Below are 20,515 nucleotides of genomic sequence, written 5' to 3'. Positions count from 1 at the left end.
TTCTTATGCGTTTTTTAAGTTGTCTAAAATTTCAGCCATCCGTTGATTGAGTAGCGGGTGGACAAAGTAAGGCGCAATTTCTGCCATTGATTCCATTACGAAAGCTCGCTCCTGAACGCGCGGATGGGGCAGGATGACATGGGGGTCATCAGTCACCAGGTTATCATAGAATAAGATATCCAGATCGATGGTTCGCGGTCCCCAATGGATCGTCCGTTCCCGCTTGAGGCCCAGTTCGATGTCGAGCAGCTGACTCATCAGGATATGAGGGGGCAGGGTGGTTCTGATTTTCAGTACGCAATTAAGAAACGCATCCTGATCGGTATACCCCCAGGGTTCGGTTTCAATGATGGTAGACTGGGTCAGGACTTCTATGCCCGGGGTAGCTCTGATGGCCTCGATGGCCAAGGTTAAATTCTGATTGCGGTCGCCCATATTGGTGCCCAGTCCGATAAAAGCTTGATGCCAACCGCGATTAATTTCGATGGCGACAGTATCCATCGATTTTAATATCGGGGCCCAGGGTTTCTTGATCATGATACTGACATGTTTAACCATCGGGTAATGTTTTAAAACATAGGTAGTCAGCATTTCCCCGGCCGTTTCGATGAGGTCATAACTCTCCTTTTTAAATTCGACTTCCAGGGCATGACACAGTTCGCCATAGTGAACCGATTTCGTCAAGTCGCCAGTGAGGGCGGCTTCTTGCATATCCAGACTTAAGGTTACCGAAATCAGAAATTTTTGGCCCAGGGTTTTTTCTTCGGGGAAAACCCCGTGGTAGGCGAAGACTTCAAAATCTTTTATATAGAGTTTGTCCATGGTGCTCCTTTCAGAATGCCGATAGTCATTTGAGCGGCCCGTTTATTTTCCCGGACATCATGAACCCGAATAATCGAAGCGCCCTTCATAATGCCAATAACAGTGGTGGCAACGGTGCCTTCCACTCGTTCGGTAACTGGTAAGTCCAGGGTCAGGCCGATAAAGCCTTTCCGGGAGGTACCCAGCAGCAGCGGATAGCCCAGACTTTGGAGGGCTTCCAGGTGGTGCATCGTTTCCATATTCTGGGCATAATCCTTGGCAAAGCCAATGCCGGGATCGAGGATGATGGCATCCCGGGAGATGCCTGCCTGCAGTGCGATGTCAATGGATTCCTGTAGATCGCTGATAATATCGGTGATCAGATGACAATAATTCTGATTATTGCGATTATGCATCAGCACACAGGGGACCTGGTACCTGGCGGTAACGTCGGCCAAGGTGGGGTCATATTTAAAGCCCCAGATATCATTGACCATATCGGCACCGGCCTGTAAGGCTGCCGCGCCGACGGGACCCTTGTAGGTATCGATGGAAATGGGGATATCAAAACGCTTTTGGATCGCCGTGATCATCGGCACGATCCGGTCAATTTCTTCTTCATCACTGATCTGGGTATGACCGGGTCGGGTGGATTCACCACCGAGATCGATGAGATCGGCGCCGTCAGCGATCATTTTTTCAACCTGTTTAAGGCTGGCGTCCAGATTGTTGAATTTTCCGCCATCGGAAAACGAATCCGGGGTAACGTTTAAGATCCCCATAATGAGGATCTGATTGGTTAAGTCAAAATTTTTATTGCCAATTTGCATGGGGGAACTCCTTTAATAAACAATGGTCAGGTTTTTCTTTTGACTTGACCAGTCACATTCTTTTTCAACCGGGCAGCAAAAACATGCCCGGGATAATTTATCGCTTTCATAAACGATTCGACTGAAGCCCTGGGCTTCCGGATTACGATGATTGCGGATAGCATCAAGGATCAGTTTATTTTCATCGTCGCTGTAATCGAGGGTTCTAAGCAATGGAATTGCCAACTGATGAGAGGCAATTTCATGGGGGGTTTTATCCTGATACTGCACAAAACGGCCAATATCGTGGAGCAGTGCGGTCGTATAAATAAGATCCCGGGAGAAGTTTAAACCGGCTTCTGTGGTCTTTATACTGGCAATGCGGGCGACCGCTAAAAAATGGTCGAGGTCGTGACGACAAAACTGGCGTTTGATCTCACAGATTTTTATTTTTTCGAGATAGTTTTGAAAGTCCTTGTTTTGATAAAGTAAATTGGTATTTTTCAACTGATCCATTAACCACGTCCTATTTGATGCTTAAAAGCTTATGGACTTCATCTTTCAGTTCTTTGTTATGTTGAAAGATGCCGGCTTGCATCGCGGTGACGGTTCGGGTACCAGGACGTTTGACGCCACGCATGTTCATGCACAGGTGTTCGGCTTCGACGATAACCATAACTCCTCGGGCGTGCAGATACTCCATAATCGCTTCGCCGATGTCAGTGGTTAAGACTTCCTGAAGCTGTGGTTTTTTTGAGTATAAATCAACCGTTCGCACAAGTTTTGAAAGCCCGGCTACGCGACCGTTGGGGATATAGGCGATATGGACCTTGCCATAGAATGGCAGCAGGTGATGCTCGCACATCGAATAAAAGGGGATATCCCGTTCGATGACAATGTCGTCAGATTTCACCGCAAAGGTTTTGGCCAGGTGAACTTCAGCAGTATGGTTCAGCCCTGAAAAAATTTCGGCATACATCCGGGCTACCCGGGCCGGGGTTTCAACCAGTCCTTCGCGGGTGGGGTCTTCGCCGATGGCTTCTAAAATCATTGTGACAGCTTCTTGGATTTTCTTTTGATCAATCATTTTTCTCCTATCGCCGAATCAACTTGATATTGATCCGGAATGGTTTTTACTAAAACCAAATAAAAAAAGCATTACTTAAATAAAACAAAATGTTTTAAGCAATGCTCCCGCAACCCTTAATTGGATGTTAAGGGGTCCAGCGGAAGCAACAAGATATCGCAATGAGTTCATTTCGTTTAAAGGCAACTTCCCATCCTCTAACACTTTACGCATCTTGTCTACTCTGTTATATTTAATTGGGTGTATTTTAACATGGGACAGGGTCAGTTACAAGGGTAATATAACGTATTCTTAAAATGGCTAAGACTCTTTTGTTAAGGAAATAACGACTAAAAACATCCAGAAAAAGTTAGATAAATAAATGGAAAAAGTAAAGAGAAAAAATTTAACCAGATTTTTAACAAAGTCGTGAAAACCATGTAATCGGTGGGCAAGATTTTTACTTATTTTGGGTTGGAAGATGAAAACGAATAGCGGAAATTGATAAAAGAAAGCGTTCATTATTAAGAATTTCATCGTTTACTTAAGAAGACTATGTTAAAATGACTCTGCCAAATAAGAAAATAACATCAACAGAAATATGAAAAGAAATGAGTAAAACGATGACAGATTCAGAAGAAAAAGAATGGGAATTGCTCAGTCCTGATCAAGTTACCGTAAAAACACTTTATATGCGGGGGATTCCCAGATGGGAGTACGAACGTTATCTGTCAGCGAAAGCAACAAGTGTCCAGGGCGATACCTATGCCGGGGCGGGCTGGCAGGTGACCTTATCCGAGGAGCGTCAGGAAAGTCTGGGGGTATGTTCGCTGGTTGCAGTGGACGTCACCCTGGCGGTAGCAAAAGATCAGTTTGAAGATTTTTTGCGCACGTTTCGAAAAAACTTTCTCAGAGGCGGGGGTTGATGATGGAGGAAAAGAATCATAAGAAGAATTTTTATTCCCTGGATAATGCCGGGGTGCTTTATACGGCCATTGCCTCATCGCGGATGACAACGGTGTACCGGATGACGGTGGAATTATCGGAAATTGTTGATCCGGCGACGCTGCAAAAAGCGCTGGAACAGATTATCCATCGTTTCCCTTATTTTCAGGTAACGCTGAAGCGGGGTTTTTTCTGGTACTATTATGAACATACCGAAGCGATCCCGAGGGTTGAGGAAGAAACCTATTATCCCTGCAAGACGATGCGCCAGCGGCAGGGAAAAACCTTTCCCTTTCGGGTACTCTATTATAAAAAATATATTCATGTGGAATTTAATCACAGCATCTGTGATGGGAGTGGTGGCCTGGCCTTTCTGCAAACCCTGATTATTGAATATTTTAAGCTGTTTAAGGGGATTGTGCCGAAAGATCTGGGCAAAGCCATGGACATCGATGCGGATGTGGATCCGGGGGAGTTTGAAGATTCATTTAAAGTCTACTATGAAGAAAATGTTCCCCCGCCACCGGGCAGTAAAAAAGTCTTTCATTTTCCCTTTGAACTGCTGGATAAAGGCGAATATTTGCTTTTGACTGGCTTTGTGCCGGTGGCACCCTTGCTGGCTTTGGCTAAAAGCCAAGGCTGTACCCTGACCCAGTTTATTCTGGCCCTTTATTTTGAGAGCATTCAGGAATATATCATGGAATTGCCGATCAGTGAGCATAAAAAGCATCGGCAACGGATTGCCATCAATGTACCGGTGGATTTAAGACGGATGTTTCCCTCGATTACGCTGAGAAATTTTTTCATCAGTCTGAATCCGGAGATTGATCTGGCGTTGGGATACTATACCCGGGCCGAAATAATCGAGCAGATTAAAGGATACATGGGCCTGTATATGAATCGCAAGCATATTAACCGCTATATTTCCAGAAATGTTCGCAATGAACAGCTGATCTTTTTGAGGATCATTCCGCTATGGGTCAAAAAACTGTTTATGCCGGTAGTCTATAAACGTTACGGCGAACGGGGATATACCAGTGGATTGTCAAATTTGGGGGTGGTTACGGTGCCGGAAGAGCTGCGCCCTTATGTGAAGAGTTTTGAGGTGTTCCCCTCACCCAGTGCCGAAAGCCGGCTGAAAATGGTAACCGTCAGTTATGACAATTGCCTGGCCCTATGCTTTGGAAAAACCACCGGCGAAACGGTGATTGAGAAGATCTTTTTCAGAAAAATAAGACAACTGGGTATTCCGGTAAAAATCGAAACGAATAAGAGGTGAGACTATGGCTTATTGTCCGAAATGCGGCGTTGAAGTGGAAACTGATGTGAAAAACTGTCCATTGTGCGAATTTCCCATCCCTGACGTCAATGAAGGGAATTATCCCGAAGACAGCAAATATCCCCAGGCCATCAATACTTATGATGAAGATCATCTGGGAAAGAAGAATAAGGCGTTCTTTTCGCTGACTATTATCGCCATCAGTATTATGGTAATTATTGGAGTGATTTATCTGGTCTATCCCTGGAACCATGTGTTGCTTAAATATATTGCTCTGGCCGATCTCGGTATTTTTGCGATTGTCTTTTTTGCCATGGGTTATCTGCACCCGAACTTAAATTTTCTGGGTGCCTATATAACGGTGGTGATTACCTGTCTATCCGTTTATCTGATTAGCGGTAGTCAAACGAACTGGTTTCTAAGCTACGCATTTCCAATTGCCACCCTGGTTTATCTGGATGTCAGCCTGTTCCGATTTATTTTGAAACATACCCGGCATAAAAGTCAATTTATTTTTATTCCCTCTAATCTGATTCTTTTTGTGATTGTTCTGGCAATCGGCATTGACGGAATTATCAGCCTGAACGTTCAGGGCAGCATTCATTTGACCTGGTCATTGATTGTGGCAGTCTCGGGAATTTGCATCATTGTTTTACTCCAGACCATTTATCACCGGATTCCGGAAAAAACCAGAAGAATGCTGAAAAAGAAAATGCATGTCTGAATTTGACGAAATTGCCGTGCGATCTGATTAAGGTTAACTTTAATAATAATGGATAATAAATAAAATAGAGAATAACTGGATAATGCAGCTGCGCTGTTTTATCCAGTTATTTTTTTGTCGGCTCATAAATTTGTGTAGAGAGGGTAAAAATTAGTTAAATAAAATGAATATAATTCGATATTTAACAAACAATTGAATCAAATCTGGATAAAACTTAAATTTTCTTAATAAACAGATATTTTGTTGGGAATTATTAGATTATAAGACAGTTCTTGAGTCTGATTAAAGACACGTGAATAATGATTATATGAGTAACATTAATAGTTCAAAGTTATACTTAAACAAAATTGGTTTAAACCCTAGCGAAATAATATGAAAAATTCCATTTATCGGTCAAAAAATTGTAGTTGTAAATGGCTGGTTTCATGTTAAATTGAGGAACCATCTAAAAACGATTTGGTAAATATCGGGTACAAAAGGAGGTCATGAAAGTGGCAGTACAAATTACGACGCAGGAAGCCGTAAAAAAGATTATTGATAAATCTTCTGTTATGATCGGAGGATTTTTAGGGGCTGCTGTTCCACTAAAAATGATCGACGAAATAGCGGCGGCAGGGATCAAAGATCTAACCGTCATCAGTATTGGCGCCGGCTACCGGGGCGGCGGTGTTGATATCGGAAAAATGGTTTTAAACAAGCAGATTATTAAATATGTGACATCGCATGTGGGTACGGATCCCAATTTGATCAAACAGATTGTGGGCGAAGAAGTGGAACTGGAACTAAGTCCGATGGGCACCTTTGTGGAGCGGGTTCGGGCTGGCGGTGCCGGGCTGGGGGCAGTTGTGACGCCGGTGGGAATGGGAACTGAGGTTGAAGCGATGGCCGAAAAAATTATCGTCGATGGAAACCCCTATCTGTTATTTAAACCGATCCGGGCTGATGTGGCGGTTATTAAAGCCTATCGCAGTGATCCTTTAGGAAATTTGCAGTACCAGGGGATGAGTAATACCAATCCGGTTATGGCAACCGCAGCCGACATCGTCATTGCTGAAGTTGATGAGATCGTCGGGGTTGGCGAGATTGCCTGTGAGCAGGTAGGGACACCGGGGATCTTTGTGGATTATATTGTTCAGGGACACAGCTATGAAGAACGAAAAAATATTTATGAAGAATTGTGGATTGCCACAAATAAATTATAGGAGGTCGAAAAATGCCGCGAAATTATATTGCCAGAAGAATTGCCCAGGAATTTAAAGACGGAATGTATGTCAATTTAGGAATTGGAATTCCCACCGAATCGGCCAATTATATCCCTGCCGGAACCCAGGTGTTCCTCCAGACTGAAAATGGCGGTTTAATGTTTGGTCCCAAACCTAAACGGGGCGAAAGCAATCCGGATATTGCCAATGCTGGAGCCGAACCGATTACGATGATGGCCGGTGGTGCTGTCTTTGATGTGGCGACCTCATTTGCGATGATCCGGGGCGGACATATTGACATGACGGTGGTCGGAGCGCTGGAGGTTGATGAAGGTGGCAGTATCGCCAGCTGGAAAATTCCTGGTAAGCTGTTAACCGGAATGGGCGGTGCCATGGATTTGCTTTACGGATGTAAACGGGTGATTGTAGCGATGACCCATACCGATAAACATGGCAACCCGAAAATCAGAAAAAAATGTACCCTGCCGTTAACGGCTGCTGGGGTGGTGGATATGATTATTACCGATAAGGCGGTGTTCCGGGTGGCGGAAGCTGGTTTGTACCTGGAAGAACTGGCACCAGGGATAACGGCAGCTGAGGTTGAGCGGCTCACCGAAGGGACGATTATGAACATCATCGAATGGGAACATATCGAAATTACTTAGAAAGAATTGAAGAGGAAAATAAAATGAATAACAATAAAAAATGGTTAATCCTGGCAGTTAGCATTGTGATTAACTTGTGTATCGGCTTTGCCTATGCCTGGAGTGTTTTCTCAAAACCGTTGCAGATGGATTTTGGCTGGACCCCCTCCCAGGCATCAATGGCGTTTACGATTAATTTATTTGTCTTACCGATTGCGATGATTTTTGCGGGACCACTGGTGAAACGTTTCGGTGTCCGGGTGGTCGTCTTATTAGGCGGGGTGTTGTTTGGTTTGGGTCTTTACTTAAGCGGCATGATCACCACCGTTTATCAAATCTACATTGCCTATGGCTTAATTGCGGGATCGGGAATCGGATTGATTTACTCGATTACCGTTTCCAATACGGTTAAATGGTTTCCTGAGCATAAGGGTTTGGCCGGCGGTTTGACGGCTGGCGGGTTTGGAGCCGGTTCGCTGATCTTTGCCCCGGTGGCGGTCCAATTTATTGCTGCTCAGGGTGTATTGGGGGCCTTTCAGACCTTGGGTTTGATCTTTGCCGGGGTGATCCTGGTGTTGGGGATATTTATTGCCGCACCGCCGGTACCTGTAACAGATAATAACGTCACTGCTGCGGCAATCAGTCAGTCCAGTAGTGATGTCGCCACCCGGGATATGTTAAAAACCCCCGATTTTTATGTGATATGGGGATTAATGGTGTTAGGTTGTATTTCCGGGTTAATGATTATCAGCCAGGCTTCACCAATCGGCCAGGTGATGGTTGGTTTATCCCCCGAGCAGGCAGCTTTTGCAGTTGGTTTTATCGGCCTGGCCAATGCGACCGGTCGGGTTGTCTGGGGAACGGTATCGGATAAAATTGGACGCTACAATACCTTGATGTGTATGTTTGCCTTAAGTGGCGCCGGTTTAGTGGCCTTGTATTTCACCAAGGACTTACCGCTTTTCATGGTTGGCATCTGTTTGATCGCCGCCAGCTATGGCGGAGTGTTCGGTTTATTCCCATCGATCACGGCCGATAATTTTGGTATCAAAAATTTAAGTATGAATTATGGGGTGGTAATGACCGGGCTGTCTATCGGGGCCTTTATCGGACCACAGATTGCCGCTTATGCGGTTGAACAAAGTGGCGGCAGCTATAACCTGGCCTTTATCATCACATTAGGGATTAATATTGCGGCCATTATTCTGGTCTTGTTTGCCAAACGAATGAATGCCAAACATAAGATGACGCTGGCAACCGAGAATTAAAAACACTGAGAACTAAAATGTAAAAAATAAGATCTGTCTCAGCGAGACAGATCTTATTTTTGGTTCAGGTTAAGCGATATTTACGGTTGAGCATATCTTCCCGTTCTTTCCAGTCTGACATCAGTGTGCCCAGGGCACCATAGAAGGAAAGATTATGATTGGGAAAACGAAAGTGCAGCATTTCGTGCAAAGCGATGTATTCAATACATTCCTTGGGGGTCTTAATCAACTCCAGATTAAGGATAACCCGTTGACTTTTTGGTGAACAGGCACCCCAGCGATTGTCCAGCCGATAGATTTTCAAGTCGGGAAAACGAACCTGATAAGGAGCGGCTTTGACAATGGCAGAGGCCATCGCTTCGACAAAAACTTCCCGGGCCTGTTCCCGATACCACATATCTAAAACAAATTCTTTATGCGAAAGGGATTGAACGTCATTTACATTGAGAACCATATTATAATTGTTGATGATGACGCCAGTGGTAGGTGATTCTTCAATCATCAGGCGATAGTAATCACCAAGATATTTATGCTTTTCACCAGTTTTATACTGATAATTTTTTAATAATTCAGGGACGGTATCAAGATTGCCAAACATAGGGGTTACCTCCATCTTCTTGTAAAACGACTCCATTTTGACCTATTATATCCAAGAATGGCACAAACCTGAATAGAAATAGTTGTCACCATAGGGAAAGAATTGGTGATCGACTTGCAAATTTTTAAGATGCTGTTTATGAACTGTACTTTCACAGGAAAAATGTTATAATGAGATATTAAAGCTCCAGAAGAAAATGTGGAGAATAATTAGGAATGTTTTTAAATGAAAGGAGAATCTTATGGAAACAACATTAAGTGTAACATTGATTCAACACACACCAGATCCCGAGAAATTAGTTGCCGCAGCTGCCAAGCTATGTTATTCCAAAGCCGGCGCCGGTGAGATTATGGAAGATCTGACCGATGACAATGTCGAACGCTTTTTAACCCGTTTGATGGACATGGGTCATGCCTCACCCATCGAACATGCCAGTTTTACCTTTGCCATTGAAGGGGTGAGCCGGGCTTTAACCCATCAGCTGGTGCGCCACCGGATGGCAAGTTTCAGCCAGAAATCGCAACGCTATGTCAGTGAAGGTCAGTTCAATTATGTGATTCCCCCAGAAATCAAAGCGCTGCCAGGTGGTGAAAAGATCTTTGTTGAAGGGATGGAAAATGCCCAGAACACCTATGACGCCCTGGCGGAAAAGCTCATTGAAAAGTATACCAGGGATTTGATGGCGACCGGCTTATCCGAAAAACAGGCCGCTATGACCGCCGAGAAGCAGGGAATCGAAGATGCCCGGTTTGTTTTGCCCAATGCCTGTGAGACTAAAATTGTGACCACCATGAATACCCGGGAACTGCTGCATTTCTTCAATCAACGCTGTTGCAACCGGGCCCAATGGGAAATCCGGGAACTGGCCACGCAAATGCTCAGAGAATGTAAAAAAGTGGCGCCCTTGCTGTTTAAAAACGGCGGCCCCCGCTGTGTCGAAGGCCCATGTCCCGAGGGAACGATGACCTGTGGAAAAATTACTGAGGTCAGAGAAAAATTCAAACAAATTTAAATAATCAATGGACAAGATGTTCAATAAAAATAAACTAAAAATTGAAAAGGTTGTGAAAAGGTATGTTGGAAATTAAAAATCCTGAAAAGCAGAATATTATTCTATCATTAATCGTCGCTGTTTTAGGGGTCGTTATTATTTTTGTTCCGTTTGTGATCAAAGCGGTGGGAATCTATCAGTTTTACTTTACCTATGCCGGGGTCGTTATTATTGTTTTTTCGCTTGGCTATGCCTTCTTTTTCTATCGCCGCTATCGCCAATTTGAGGCTTTTATGGAGAAAAAAGACGAAGCCCTGGTCTGGGAATATGACGAAGCCCAGTACGAGGGATTTATTGGCGAACTAAACGAGATCCAGAAAAATTCCGAAAAGAAAAAAATCTGGATTTTACTGGGAATTGAGCTGGTTATTTCGATTTTACTCTTTATTATGTTATCAGAAGGGCTGAAATGGCTGGGCTTTGTCTTTTTTGCGTTCTTTGCCACCTTGTCAGTGCTGTTCACCCTAATCTTGCCGCAGAGTTTTAAATATAAGGCACTGGTTAAACCCTATGTCACGATCATTCATGAAGACAGTGCTTATATCATGGGGCGGTTTCACAAATGGTCAAAAGCCCAGGCTAAACTGAAAAACTATGATAATGGTGAGAAAATGTATAAGGTTCTGGCCATTAATTATGAGGCTTTAACGCGAAATGGGCGATTGTTTCAGGAATGGACCGCGGTGATTCCAAATCCCGATGACAGCAGCATGATTGCTGAGGCGAAAACATGGGTTGGTCGGATCAATAAGTTCACTCGCATCCATGAGAAAAAAATGAGTGAAAGAAAATCGCGTTCGGAGCAATTATTTGAAAAAATGGTTGGTAAAAATAAGAATGAAAATAAGAAACTGGAAAAAGCAACGGAGTCGAAAACTCGGAAATAAAAAAAGCCCGTCAGGGCTTTTTTTTATTGGTGGCTGTTATTCCGGATAAACCATATTTTCCGGCTGGATGTTTTCAAGAATTTCGGTCAGAAATTTCTTGGCTTCATAACGGGCCATGGGCAGGTTCATATCGAGGTAGTTACCGCAGTCCCGGGGCGTGGCGCCAGGTATTTCGTCATCATAATCGGCCATAAAGGTAAACAGTTTGATAATCAAGGGCATGATATCCGCCGGTGTCCGTTCGCCTTTCATCAGCAGATAGAAGCCGGTGCGACAGCCCATTGGTCCAAAATAAACAATTTCATCACTGAGAACCGGGTCGTTTCGCAGGAAGGTTGCGCCCAGATGTTCCATCGCGTGGAGTTCACCGTTGTTGATCACTGGTTCGCGGTTGGGCTCTTTCATCCGAATATCAAAGGTGGTAATGCAGTGGTCGCCGCAATAATCTTTGCGGGAGATGTAGACGCCCCTCAGTAAATCCAGATGGTTGATGGTGAAGCTGGCAATTTTTTTCATTTTTGTTTTTCCTTTCCGGTAAGATAATGGTTGATCGCCTCCAGGTAATGGAGGAGGATATTGTGAAAAGGGTAAATGCGCAGATTCTGATCAAAATCTGCATAGGGAATGGACTTTCGACCATCATGCTGGGCATTATCCCAATAGGTTTTCAAGATGTTAAAAGGGAGCAGGAAGGTTTCGTCACAGAATTTAAAGTGGACGATCAGGAAGGACAGCCCCTCCTGTTTTTCAAAAGCTTCCATAAACTCCATCTGATGCTTATGGATATTGGCAATCGGCAATCGTTTCTGGCTGGTTTCCTTGGCGTCAAAACAGACTGGGATGCCCTGGATGTTACCCAGATAATCGACGGTGCTTTTCTCTTCAAAGTAAGCCAGTTTGATGGTTCCCTTAGCCGGGTCCAACTCAATCGGTTTGATGGAAGTGGGAATTTTCTGAACCACCGCCAAACCCTGCTCCAGATAAATTTTATTGGTAATATTTAAGTTTTCTTCGAGCTGACTGCCCCGCAGCCCGCGGCTGTTCCAGTACCCCATGATTATTTCTCAGAGAGAAAGGGGTCTTTGAAACCAAAGCGTTTCAAGGCTTTTTCAAAAACCGGGGGGACTGGGGCGGTGAAGGTTTTTTTCATATCCGTCAGTGTGTATTGGGCACTGTGAAGTAACTGACTTTTCAGGCCGGATTCCTCATATAAACGGCTGTTGACCTGACGGCTGCCATATTTGGGATCCCCCACAATGGGAAAACCAACGGCAGCCAACTGGACCCGAATCTGGTGAGAACGGCCGGTTTTTAAAATCACTTTTAAGAGCGCATAATCACCATGACTTTCCAGGGTTTCATAGTTCAGCACCGCTTTTTTATCGGTGGGGGCAGTTTGCTGCTCGGAGAAGGTAACGGTATTTTTATCGCCGTCTTTTTTCAAATAACCGACGATCTCATCGGCGGCTTTGGGTTTGCCGGAGACGATCGCAAAGTAGATCTTTTCAGTTTGATCCTCACGGATAGCACCATTAACCTCCTGCAGGGTTTTGTAGTTCTTGGGTACCAGGATGATCCCGGTGGTATTTTTATCCAATCGGTTGGCACAGGCCGGCGTGAAAGTAAGATTGGTTTTAGGGTCATAATCACCCTTTTTAATCAGATAGTCAACAGCATAATCAATCAGCGAAAGCTCCTCGGTTTTATCAGGTTGGGTGAGCACTTCGGCGGGTTTGTTAAGAACCAGCAGGTCATTGTTTTCATAAATAATATCAAGAATGGTACTATTTTTATCCAGCTTTTTTTTGGTGGAATCGGTTCGGAAGCTGGCAATGGTTTCTTCAGAGAAATAAATCTGGACCACGTCGCCGGCGGTGATCGCGGTGGAGGGTTCCGATTTTTGACCATTGAGTTTGATTCTCTTTTTTCGCAACATCTTCTGGAGAAATCCCGTCGATGCCTGGGGCATGAGTTTTTTTAGAAAGCGATCCAGTCGTTGGTTACTTTCATTTTCGGTGATAACAATTATTTTCATTTATAATCCTTAAGAAGTATTTTGTGATTATTATACCATGGAAGCCGGGTAAATAAATTAAGTTTCGATGTCATATAAAGAATAATTTAACCGCTCCGGTAAGCTTTAAGTTCCGGTTTGGCTGCTGAACTCAGGGAGCAGTACGGTCGGTGCTTTTACATAAAAAGAGCATGTCGCAAACAACCAAAGTTTTTTTGCGGCACGCCCTAAAAACGGAGAACGAGTTAAGGATAATTAAAAATTATCGTTTGTGGCTGCAGTCCAAGACATTCTTGATTTTATGGGCAACCATCGCTTTAATGGCAGAACGCCCAGGTCCCAAATATTGACGGGGATCGAACCAGCCGGGATTTTCTACAAATACCTGGCGGATTGAAGCGGTCATCGCGAGACGCAGATCGGTGTCGATATTGATTTTACAAACACCTGACTTGGCAGCTTTTCGTAACATATCTTCAGGAACACCTTTGGCACCAGGAATTTGTCCGCCATATTGATTGCAAAGATCGACAAATTCTTTGGGAACGGAGGATGCCCCGTGAAGGACCAGCGGGAAGCCGGGTAACAGGTCGGAAATTTTATAAAGTCGTTCAAAATCCAGACGGGGTTCGCCTTTAAATTTGAAAGCTCCATGGCTGGTGCCAATTGTGATCGCTAAAGAATCACAACCGGTTTTTTCAACAAATTCGACCGCTTCATCCGGATCGGTATAGGTTGCGTTGGGGGTGTCAACATTTACATCGTCTTCAACACCAGCCAGTTTACCCAGCTCGGCTTCAACCACAACGCCGTGATCATGAGCATATTCAACCACTTTTTTGGTTAAGGCGATATTTTCAGCAAAGGGATGTTTTGAACCATCAACCATAACTGAGGTAAAACCGCTATCGACACAGGTTTTGCAAATCTCGAAATCATCGCCGTGATCTAAATGGAGACAAATATCCAAACCGGTAACCTCGATGGCTGCTTCAACTAATTTTCTTAAATAGACGGGATGGGCATATTTTCTGGCACCTGCCGATACTTGTAAAATAAGGGGAGCTTGTTCTTCAGCGGCGGCTTCTACGATGCCCTGGATAATTTCCATGTTGTTGACATTGAAAGCCCCAACAGCGTAGCCACCTTCATAAGCTTTTTTGAACATTTCAGTTGATGTTACTAATCCCATTTTCTAAAACCTCCTAAGTGTTTATCATAATTTTGCCTGTTTATATATAGTACATTTATAATTAGCGACGGTATTAGTATACTATCTTTTATGGCAATACTCAAGCAAACAGAACAAATTTGACTGGCTTTAGGACTTTTTTCCAGATAGAAATTAAGACAAGATCGAAATTAGCGTTTTAAACAAAACAATCATAGGAATGAAAATCCGGTAGATTGGGGCGAGAACAAAATAGAAAGAGGCAAACTAAAAATAGCTGCCTCTTTTGAGAATAGATTCTGGACTAACGTTGTTTGATAAAGCTGGGAAGAATTTTTAATAAACCAACGAGCATAATCGTGTACAACGGAATCAGGAAGATATTGGTAATGAGTCGGGCCGGAAGTAATACTGCCACCGCTTGTCCATAAAGAATACTCAAAAACCACGTATTCAACAAAATTGATGTGACCAATTGTGAAACACTCACGATAAACAGAATATGATCGCTGCGATATTCACTATCAAGATTGGATTTCTTTACAACAATAATGGGGAACACCGCAAATGCGATCATTAAAGCAATAAAGAGCACAAAGAAAACCATACTCAACGGTTCTCCCGCATAATAAATGGTGCCATTGTCAAAACTAAAGGTCCCGGAAACAGCCAGAATTATTGATGCTAAAGCAATGAATACCAGGTTGAACCATTCCAGATGTTTGATTTCTTTTTTTCTTAACATCATAAAAAGTAAGCCTGGAATAAAACCAGTCAGTCCATTGGCAAGCGTAAATCCGATAAAGAAAGGGCCACCTGGTTTAATGATAAAGCACAGGATATCGGAAATAAAACCAACAGCAAAGCCTGCCAGCGGTCCAAACAGGATACCACTTAGCATAATTGGCAAAGCAGTAATGTTTAACCGGAGCGATGGAAAACCACCAAGAGGGATATACACCTCAAACAGAATCTTCAGCACGATGCTGATGGCAATGAGCAGTCCACAATTGACCACGATCCGGGTCCGGGTGGTACTACTAATAAAAGCATTACTTTTCATAAAACCTCCTTGATTTTAAAGTAATGCTTCCGCAACCTACAATCTGCATTGTAACAGCGGAAGCGACAAGATACCGCAATGGTCACATTTCGTTTAAAGGCAACTTCCCATCCTTTAACACTTTACGCATCTTGTCTACTCTGGTATTTAATTGACATCATTTTAACATGGAGTTAAAGGTTTACACAAGGATAAAAAATTATCGTTATTTTTTAATCAAAGTAGATATTTTTATTATTTTGGGTATATAATAGTATCAGTCAAACAAAAACTGAAAGAAAAAAAGTAAATGGAGGGTAATAAATGAAAAAGTTATGGAAATGCGGAGTATGCGGTTATAAGATGGAAGGCGTTGAGGCACCTGAGACTTGCCCTAAATGTGGAGCACCCCGGGACCAATTTGAAGCTTTAAGTGATGAAGATGCCAAAAAGGTTTATGATTCCTATGTTACCAATGATATTCATATGGAAGTGATTGGCCTGGCAGAAAAAATCGTTCATCTGTCAAGAAAGGGTGCGGAAATTAATCTGGATCCTGCTTGTTTGCATATCTTCCAGAAAGCCGAAGCAGATTGTTATGTAATCAAAGAAATGTGCAAAGCTGAAATAGCCGGACATATCTCAAAAGGTAAATGGTAAAAAAATATTGAATTGGAGCAATGGTTTGTGTTATGATAGTTCAGTAAGTTTTTACTGCTGGCGTGGCACAGATGGTAGCGCAACTGATTCGTAATCAGTAGGTCGGGGGTTCGATTCCCCCCGCTAGCTCCAGTAAAGAATAATATTTCATCGAAAGAATGGCTTTAAATAGCCATTCTTTTTATTTTGTTCCGTACACAATTTAGACGACCGACTGTTTAAAATGACATATCTCTTGCTATTTCTGGCTATTTCTTGCTATTATTGTCCTACTTTTTGTCCTACTTCAGTGTCCTACCTTTTTTACGTTCATTTTAGTAGTTGTTTTAAGGCAATTTAGTGAAGTCAATGCGGCTTCTTATGTCTTCTACAGTGTCGTGAACATAGATTTTTGTTGTGATTTGCACATCAGCATGCCCTAGAATTTTTGAAACAGTATAGACGTCGGTGCCTGATCGGTAGAGTAAGGTTCCATAAGTATGTCTTAACTCGTGAATACGGAGCTTTGGTAGTGGATCATAATTTTCAACATTAGCTTTTTCTTTTTCTGCTATATAAAACTCCGATAAATCGAGAATGAAAGGGTTATAGCGTCTTTTGGTCCAATTATCCAGATCAGCGATTTGATTCAGTTTACTGCCCAATGTGATGATATATTCGCTATGCTGAGTTTGATTTTTTAAGTGGTTAACAAATTCGTCATCCAATGGAATTTGTCGCATGGATGAAAAAGTCTTTGTCTTATCGATCACATAACTTCCGAATTCTTTTACAGCTGCATTTTTTATGTACATAATTTTCTTTCCAAAATCGATGCTGTCCCATTTAAGGGCAAACAGCTCACTTCTTCTTAAACCTGTTTTGAGCATAATAAAAACGCCCAGACCATAAGGGTGCTCTTTGGCAAAATCGATTACGAACCGATATTGTTGATCTGTGTAGGTACGTAATTCTTTTGGATTGCTTACCTGACCTTTTTTTACCTTTGTCATTGGGTTTTTATCAATCAGGTCGTTTTCGAAAGCAGTCGAAAAAACAGCGTTGGCAATGAGATAAAGTTTATCCATCTTTGACTTACTGATCCCGGATTGAGCGCTGAAGAATTTCTGAAGATTGATCTGGGTGATTGATTCCAACAATTTATCTCCGAATGCAGCTTCCAACACCTTCATATTTGTTAAATAAGTCTGCTTATAGGTATTGTCGTTCACTTCATCGCGCTTTGTTTCGAGCCAAACTTTCGAAAATTCAGAAAAAGTGTAATGAAGGGCGGTTTTGTTTTCTTTTTCAGCTTCCTTCAAGAACTCTAAATATTTTCTTTCGCCTTCACGTTTTGTTTTTGCGTAAAAGGACTTTCTGATCGGTTTTCCTTCAACGGTATGTCCGATTGTTTTTCTTACTTGTATAAGTTTTGTTGGCAAGTTTGTTACTCCTTTCAAATAAACATCCATCCCTGGTCACAAACTTTGAGAAGCCACGGACTGCCATCCGGAGCGTTAATTTTTCGTTCACACATAAATTTTAAGTTGAGATTGAATATATCGAAGGCTTTTTAAATTTTGTTCATATCTATCATTAAATTATAAGTGTGTTTTGTAGAGCAAATTACCGGCAAGTTAAAAAATAGCGTTATATTGCGTTTGATCAATCAAATGATTACTTGATGAAAGTTACTGGCAAGTTAAGAATCTAAGGTATAAGAGTATTTGATTGTTTTGGGTCGTGAATCTGAGAAAGAGATTTTTCATTGGAAGCTGTTGCTACTTTGTTGGGGCCTGGAACTGTGTTATGCGCAGTTGGCGATTAAATGAATAGATTGATCGTTATGCATAGAAAACATCTATTGTTTTAGAAACTAAGGATTTAGATGTAAACTTTCATCAATTATTTTTAAAATGAGCCTGTTCGAAATATCTTCAATAATCCCGATGGAAACTGAAGAGAATGGGCCACAACAAACTTAGTTTTTTCCCAAACATTATCATCCCGAATGTTATCCAGTAACTCATGCCCACACCAGGTTAATGATTGAATGTGAAATGTTGGTATTGTTTCAGCTGAATAGGAAATTTGGGATGTTTTGATATAGTTTGCTTCTGTGAGTTTTGCAACTGTGTATATGATATCTGTGGTTTCATAAGGAGCAATTTCAATATTATTGGCGCACAGATGAGATGTGAATGGAAGCTTGTCTTCAAGATATAAAAGTAGTCACGTACGCATTCAGGATTCAATCTCATAAATATACCTCCTTTTTTTTGCTTAGTGAGAAGTTGTTAATTTTTTTATCTGAGATCACATACTATTCTAACCAACGATTTTCTTTGAGCGAGTAGATGGGGCATGGCCGGACTTAAAATCACCGATCACTTGTTCAACAATTTCATCAAACCGGCCAATGAGTTTTATTTGATCACGTTCGTTCGTTACCTTATTGAAAATCTCGAGTAATTCTTGCTCGTTCTGAGTTAAATTAATTGTGGTATTGACTATTTTCGTATACTCATTAGGAAAGTCAGATAAACACAAAATATAATCTGTGGTTACATTAAACAACTCAGAAATTTTTTTAATTGTTTCTGCAGTTATAGGAATTCTTTCAGATTCATACTTTGAAATGGCTGAATCCTTTACATTAAGCGCTTTTCCAAGCTGTGATTGTGTCCATCCTTTTTCAATTCGTAATTCTTTTATTCTGTTCACTTTCCCCCTCCGAACTTAGAATTCTACGTGTATTTTAACACTATAAATATGTAAATTGCCAAACATTGCCTAATTGGAAAATATATCATAATATCTATTGACAATTTCCTGGTGAGACAATATAATACAAGTGAATACTTTCCTAATAGGAAATGAGGTATGGAATGAATATCTATTTAAAAAAAATACGATCCGAAAACAATCTGACACATAAGGAAATGGCTAATCTAATTGGGCTTAAGACAGCTTCGGCCTACTATAAGAAAGAAATGGGATCGACCCCGTTTTCGTTAAATGAAGCAAAAATAATCTCCGAATTTTTTGATAAAACTATTGAAGATATTTTTTTTGACAACGAACTTTCCTAACAGGAATATTAAGGAGGGAACTCATGAACCTTGATAACGCCCCAGAATCAGTAAAAAAACAATATGAAGAATTGGTTTGGTTGATGGATAAAAATCCTAAAAGTTATAGTGTTCCTGCAACTGATGCTGCGAAGGTTTTAGGAATGGATGTTGAGTGTCTTAAAGCGGCAGCATACCAAGGTAGGTGTCCGTTTGCTATTGGTGGAGATAAAGGTGAATTAACAAATCGCTTCACAAAAATACCTAAGCTGGCACTGTGGAATTTTTTTAATCAGTCTTATACATTCAGATAAGAAAGGGCGAAGTGAAAATGAGTAGTACTTACGCTGATTTTATGCAGGACCAAAGTGATGATGTAAAAACTGATCGTATTCGTGATGACATAGCAATCGCGCTTACAGATGAGCAATATTCCAATCTTAAACTGAAAGCTTATAAAGCTGGCTTTAAAAACCCAGGAGATTTTATTCAATCGTTTGTTGCGGATCTAACAGGATGGTGTTCCAATGGCAGTGATGAATGTGATCTGGCGGGTCAATGGTATGAACGGGCATATGGAATGAGTGAATTTTATTATTTCTTCCACTATTTTCTTTACAATTACGACTATGATTTAGAGTCGATGTCTGAAATGCTGGAGAATGATGAGTATTTTAATGAAGTTTATGATGAGTACTTAGAGGAAGCCTATGGCAAGGATGTTCAAAGCAAAGAGGAATGTGTTCAGTTATTAAAAGAAATTGTTGAATGTGGCATCGAATTATAAGTGAAGTGAGAATTTAAATGAAGATAAACTATTTTGAATTATCGGAAGGGATTCATCAGATGAAATGTACCAAAATTGAGTTTCTTCATTGGCCGGAATCACAAGATCGGGAGAAGTACATGTATTGAAGCGAATTCGCTTATTTCCAATATTTCAAGCAAAGAAGTGAAACTGTTATTAAAAGAAATTGGTGGTGCTACTGGGATCAATTGTAGTTGTCGATCAGGAATCATTTTTATAACTTCATCAATCGTTTGAAAAGGCAATAACAGTAGTCAGCGATAATAACAGACATCTATAAAAAAAGACCTTTTAAAAAGAATGATCTCATTTTGAAATTAATACATAAACCGACTCCATGCTGCGCATTCTTTTTATGGAAAAGAATATCGGTATTCATCTGGGTTCGAGTCCCAGCTTTTCCACCAGTACGATAGTTAAAAACTATCAGGTGATCATTGACAAAGATATAGAATGAATTGCGACTTCATTCTATATTATATCACGTATCATGGAG

The 20,515-nt window shown here is 41.7% G+C and carries 24 protein-coding genes, 1 tRNA gene, 1 pseudogene and 2 riboswitches; of the genes and pseudogenes, 13 read left to right on the top strand and 13 right to left on the bottom strand.

Going from position 1 to position 20,515, the window contains the following annotated elements:
* Positions 1-3: 3 nt before the first annotated feature.
* Genes folK through folE form a run of 4 tightly spaced genes read right to left on the bottom strand, consistent with a single transcriptional unit; the run spans position 4 to position 2,697 of the window.
* Positions 4-822, bottom strand: a complete 819-nt coding sequence (gene folK, locus A3KS_RS0108195; protein ID WP_026394513.1) for a 2-amino-4-hydroxy-6-hydroxymethyldihydropteridine diphosphokinase — start codon at positions 820-822, stop codon at positions 4-6.
* Positions 804-1,631, bottom strand: coding sequence for a dihydropteroate synthase (folP, locus tag A3KS_RS0108190; protein ID WP_026394512.1), 828 nt, complete (start codon positions 1,629-1,631; stop codon positions 804-806). The genes folK and folP overlap by 19 nt, the downstream gene beginning before the upstream one ends.
* Positions 1,632-1,643: 12 nt before the next feature.
* Positions 1,644-2,126 (bottom strand): HD domain-containing protein, encoded by a 483-nt coding sequence (locus A3KS_RS0108185; protein ID WP_051355747.1) that lies wholly within the window; start codon positions 2,124-2,126, stop codon positions 1,644-1,646.
* A 10-nt stretch (positions 2,127-2,136) separates the two neighbouring features.
* Positions 2,137-2,697 (bottom strand): GTP cyclohydrolase I FolE, encoded by a 561-nt coding sequence (gene folE, locus A3KS_RS0108180; RefSeq protein WP_026394510.1) that lies wholly within the window; start codon positions 2,695-2,697, stop codon positions 2,137-2,139.
* Between the two features lie 135 nt (positions 2,698-2,832).
* Positions 2,833-2,925, bottom strand: a riboswitch (THF riboswitch).
* A gap of 374 nt (positions 2,926-3,299) precedes the next feature.
* Between folE and A3KS_RS0108175 the strand changes: the two genes are divergently transcribed.
* The 6 genes from A3KS_RS0108175 to A3KS_RS0108150 all read left to right on the top strand — a co-directional run bounded on the left by A3KS_RS0108175 (position 3,300) and on the right by A3KS_RS0108150 (position 8,738).
* Complete coding sequence (locus A3KS_RS0108175; protein WP_026394509.1) at positions 3,300-3,602, top strand: MoaD-like domain-containing protein; 303 nt, start codon at positions 3,300-3,302, stop codon at positions 3,600-3,602.
* Positions 3,602-4,900 (top strand): hypothetical protein, encoded by a 1,299-nt coding sequence (locus tag A3KS_RS0108170; protein ID WP_242834750.1) that lies wholly within the window; start codon positions 3,602-3,604, stop codon positions 4,898-4,900. The genes A3KS_RS0108175 and A3KS_RS0108170 overlap by 1 nt, the downstream gene beginning before the upstream one ends.
* A gap of 4 nt (positions 4,901-4,904) precedes the next feature.
* Positions 4,905-5,624: a zinc ribbon domain-containing protein gene (locus A3KS_RS0108165; protein ID WP_026394507.1), complete on the top strand. Its 720-nt coding sequence runs from the start codon at positions 4,905-4,907 to the stop codon at positions 5,622-5,624.
* A 485-nt stretch (positions 5,625-6,109) separates the two neighbouring features.
* Positions 6,110-6,826 (top strand): CoA transferase subunit A, encoded by a 717-nt coding sequence (locus tag A3KS_RS0108160; protein WP_035355700.1) that lies wholly within the window; start codon positions 6,110-6,112, stop codon positions 6,824-6,826.
* 11 nt (positions 6,827-6,837) lie between these two features.
* Positions 6,838-7,491 carry a 3-oxoacid CoA-transferase subunit B gene (locus A3KS_RS0108155; protein WP_035355697.1) on the top strand — a complete coding sequence of 218 codons (654 nt, stop codon included), beginning with the start codon at positions 6,838-6,840 and terminating at the stop codon, positions 7,489-7,491.
* Positions 7,492-7,514: 23 nt separating this feature from the next.
* Positions 7,515-8,738: an L-lactate MFS transporter gene (locus A3KS_RS0108150; RefSeq protein ID WP_035355693.1), complete on the top strand. Its 1,224-nt coding sequence runs from the start codon at positions 7,515-7,517 to the stop codon at positions 8,736-8,738.
* 64 nt (positions 8,739-8,802) lie between these two features.
* Here the strand turns inward: A3KS_RS0108150 and A3KS_RS0108145 are convergent, their stop codons facing one another.
* The gene (locus A3KS_RS0108145; protein WP_026394503.1) at positions 8,803-9,336 is read right to left on the bottom strand and encodes a M48 family metallopeptidase; all 534 of its coding nucleotides are present in this window, start codon (positions 9,334-9,336) and stop codon (positions 8,803-8,805) included.
* A gap of 241 nt (positions 9,337-9,577) precedes the next feature.
* Here A3KS_RS0108145 and thyX point away from each other — a divergent pair, with 241 nt between their 5' ends.
* Together thyX and A3KS_RS0108135 are read left to right on the top strand one after the other, a co-directional pair.
* Positions 9,578-10,348 (top strand): FAD-dependent thymidylate synthase, encoded by a 771-nt coding sequence (gene thyX / locus A3KS_RS0108140; protein WP_026394502.1) that lies wholly within the window; start codon positions 9,578-9,580, stop codon positions 10,346-10,348.
* Positions 10,349-10,410: 62 nt separating this feature from the next.
* Complete coding sequence (locus tag A3KS_RS0108135) at positions 10,411-11,274, top strand: hypothetical protein (RefSeq protein WP_026394501.1); 864 nt, start codon at positions 10,411-10,413, stop codon at positions 11,272-11,274.
* Positions 11,275-11,310: 36 nt separating this feature from the next.
* Here the strand turns inward: A3KS_RS0108135 and A3KS_RS0108130 are convergent, their stop codons facing one another.
* The 5 genes from A3KS_RS0108130 to A3KS_RS0108110 form a co-directional block, all read right to left on the bottom strand.
* The gene (locus tag A3KS_RS0108130; protein ID WP_026394500.1) at positions 11,311-11,790 is read right to left on the bottom strand and encodes an S-ribosylhomocysteine lyase; all 480 of its coding nucleotides are present in this window, start codon (positions 11,788-11,790) and stop codon (positions 11,311-11,313) included.
* A complete protein-coding gene (locus A3KS_RS0108125) occupies positions 11,787-12,329 on the bottom strand; it encodes a Holliday junction resolvase RecU (RefSeq protein WP_026394499.1) in 543 nt (180 codons plus the stop codon). The genes A3KS_RS0108130 and A3KS_RS0108125 overlap by 4 nt, the downstream gene beginning before the upstream one ends.
* Positions 12,330-12,331: 2 nt before the next feature.
* Positions 12,332-13,309 carry an RluA family pseudouridine synthase gene (locus A3KS_RS20580; RefSeq protein WP_051355746.1) on the bottom strand — a complete coding sequence of 326 codons (978 nt, stop codon included), beginning with the start codon at positions 13,307-13,309 and terminating at the stop codon, positions 12,332-12,334.
* Between the two features lie 241 nt (positions 13,310-13,550).
* Positions 13,551-14,480 carry a class II fructose-1,6-bisphosphate aldolase gene (fba, locus tag A3KS_RS0108115; RefSeq protein WP_026394498.1) on the bottom strand — a complete coding sequence of 310 codons (930 nt, stop codon included), beginning with the start codon at positions 14,478-14,480 and terminating at the stop codon, positions 13,551-13,553.
* Between the two features lie 283 nt (positions 14,481-14,763).
* Positions 14,764-15,522, bottom strand: a complete 759-nt coding sequence (locus A3KS_RS0108110) for a folate family ECF transporter S component (RefSeq protein WP_026394497.1) — start codon at positions 15,520-15,522, stop codon at positions 14,764-14,766.
* Positions 15,523-15,574: 52 nt separating this feature from the next.
* A riboswitch (THF riboswitch) is annotated at positions 15,575-15,667 on the bottom strand.
* Positions 15,668-15,825: 158 nt separating this feature from the next.
* Here A3KS_RS0108110 and A3KS_RS0108105 point away from each other — a divergent pair.
* A complete protein-coding gene (locus A3KS_RS0108105) occupies positions 15,826-16,161 on the top strand; it encodes a rubredoxin-like domain-containing protein (RefSeq protein WP_026394496.1) in 336 nt (111 codons plus the stop codon).
* Between the two features lie 56 nt (positions 16,162-16,217).
* Positions 16,218-16,293, top strand: a tRNA-Thr gene (locus A3KS_RS0108100).
* Between the two features lie 194 nt (positions 16,294-16,487).
* Here the strand turns inward: A3KS_RS0108100 and A3KS_RS0108095 are convergent.
* From A3KS_RS0108095 to A3KS_RS22525, 3 genes and pseudogenes are all read right to left on the bottom strand, one after another.
* Positions 16,488-17,582: a site-specific integrase gene (locus tag A3KS_RS0108095; RefSeq protein WP_026394495.1), complete on the bottom strand. Its 1,095-nt coding sequence runs from the start codon at positions 17,580-17,582 to the stop codon at positions 16,488-16,490.
* 469 nt (positions 17,583-18,051) lie between these two features.
* Positions 18,052-18,357: pseudogene (locus A3KS_RS24275) on the bottom strand (DUF2513 domain-containing protein); the annotation flags it as partial.
* Between the two features lie 111 nt (positions 18,358-18,468).
* Positions 18,469-18,864: a helix-turn-helix domain-containing protein gene (locus tag A3KS_RS22525; RefSeq protein WP_051355745.1), complete on the bottom strand. Its 396-nt coding sequence runs from the start codon at positions 18,862-18,864 to the stop codon at positions 18,469-18,471.
* 164 nt (positions 18,865-19,028) lie between these two features.
* Between A3KS_RS22525 and A3KS_RS0108080 the strand changes: the two genes are divergently transcribed.
* From A3KS_RS0108080 to A3KS_RS0108070, 3 genes are read left to right on the top strand one after another with little or no spacing between them, the layout of a single operon-like run.
* Positions 19,029-19,232, top strand: coding sequence for a helix-turn-helix transcriptional regulator (locus tag A3KS_RS0108080; protein WP_026394493.1), 204 nt, complete (start codon positions 19,029-19,031; stop codon positions 19,230-19,232).
* A 23-nt stretch (positions 19,233-19,255) separates the two neighbouring features.
* Entirely contained in the window at positions 19,256-19,525 is a 270-nt protein-coding gene (locus tag A3KS_RS0108075; RefSeq protein WP_026394492.1) for a hypothetical protein, read from the top strand.
* A gap of 17 nt (positions 19,526-19,542) precedes the next feature.
* Positions 19,543-19,998 carry a hypothetical protein gene (locus A3KS_RS0108070; protein ID WP_026394491.1) on the top strand — a complete coding sequence of 152 codons (456 nt, stop codon included), beginning with the start codon at positions 19,543-19,545 and terminating at the stop codon, positions 19,996-19,998.
* The last annotated feature ends 517 nt before the right edge of the window (positions 19,999-20,515 follow it).

Source organism: Acetobacterium malicum subsp. dehalogenans DSM 11527 (genome assembly GCF_000472665.1).
Classification (GTDB): Bacteria; Bacillota; Clostridia; order Eubacteriales; family Eubacteriaceae; genus Acetobacterium; species Acetobacterium malicum.
The sequence above is the reverse complement of the archived record's forward strand: the minus strand, read 5'-3'. Positions and strand labels throughout refer to the sequence as shown.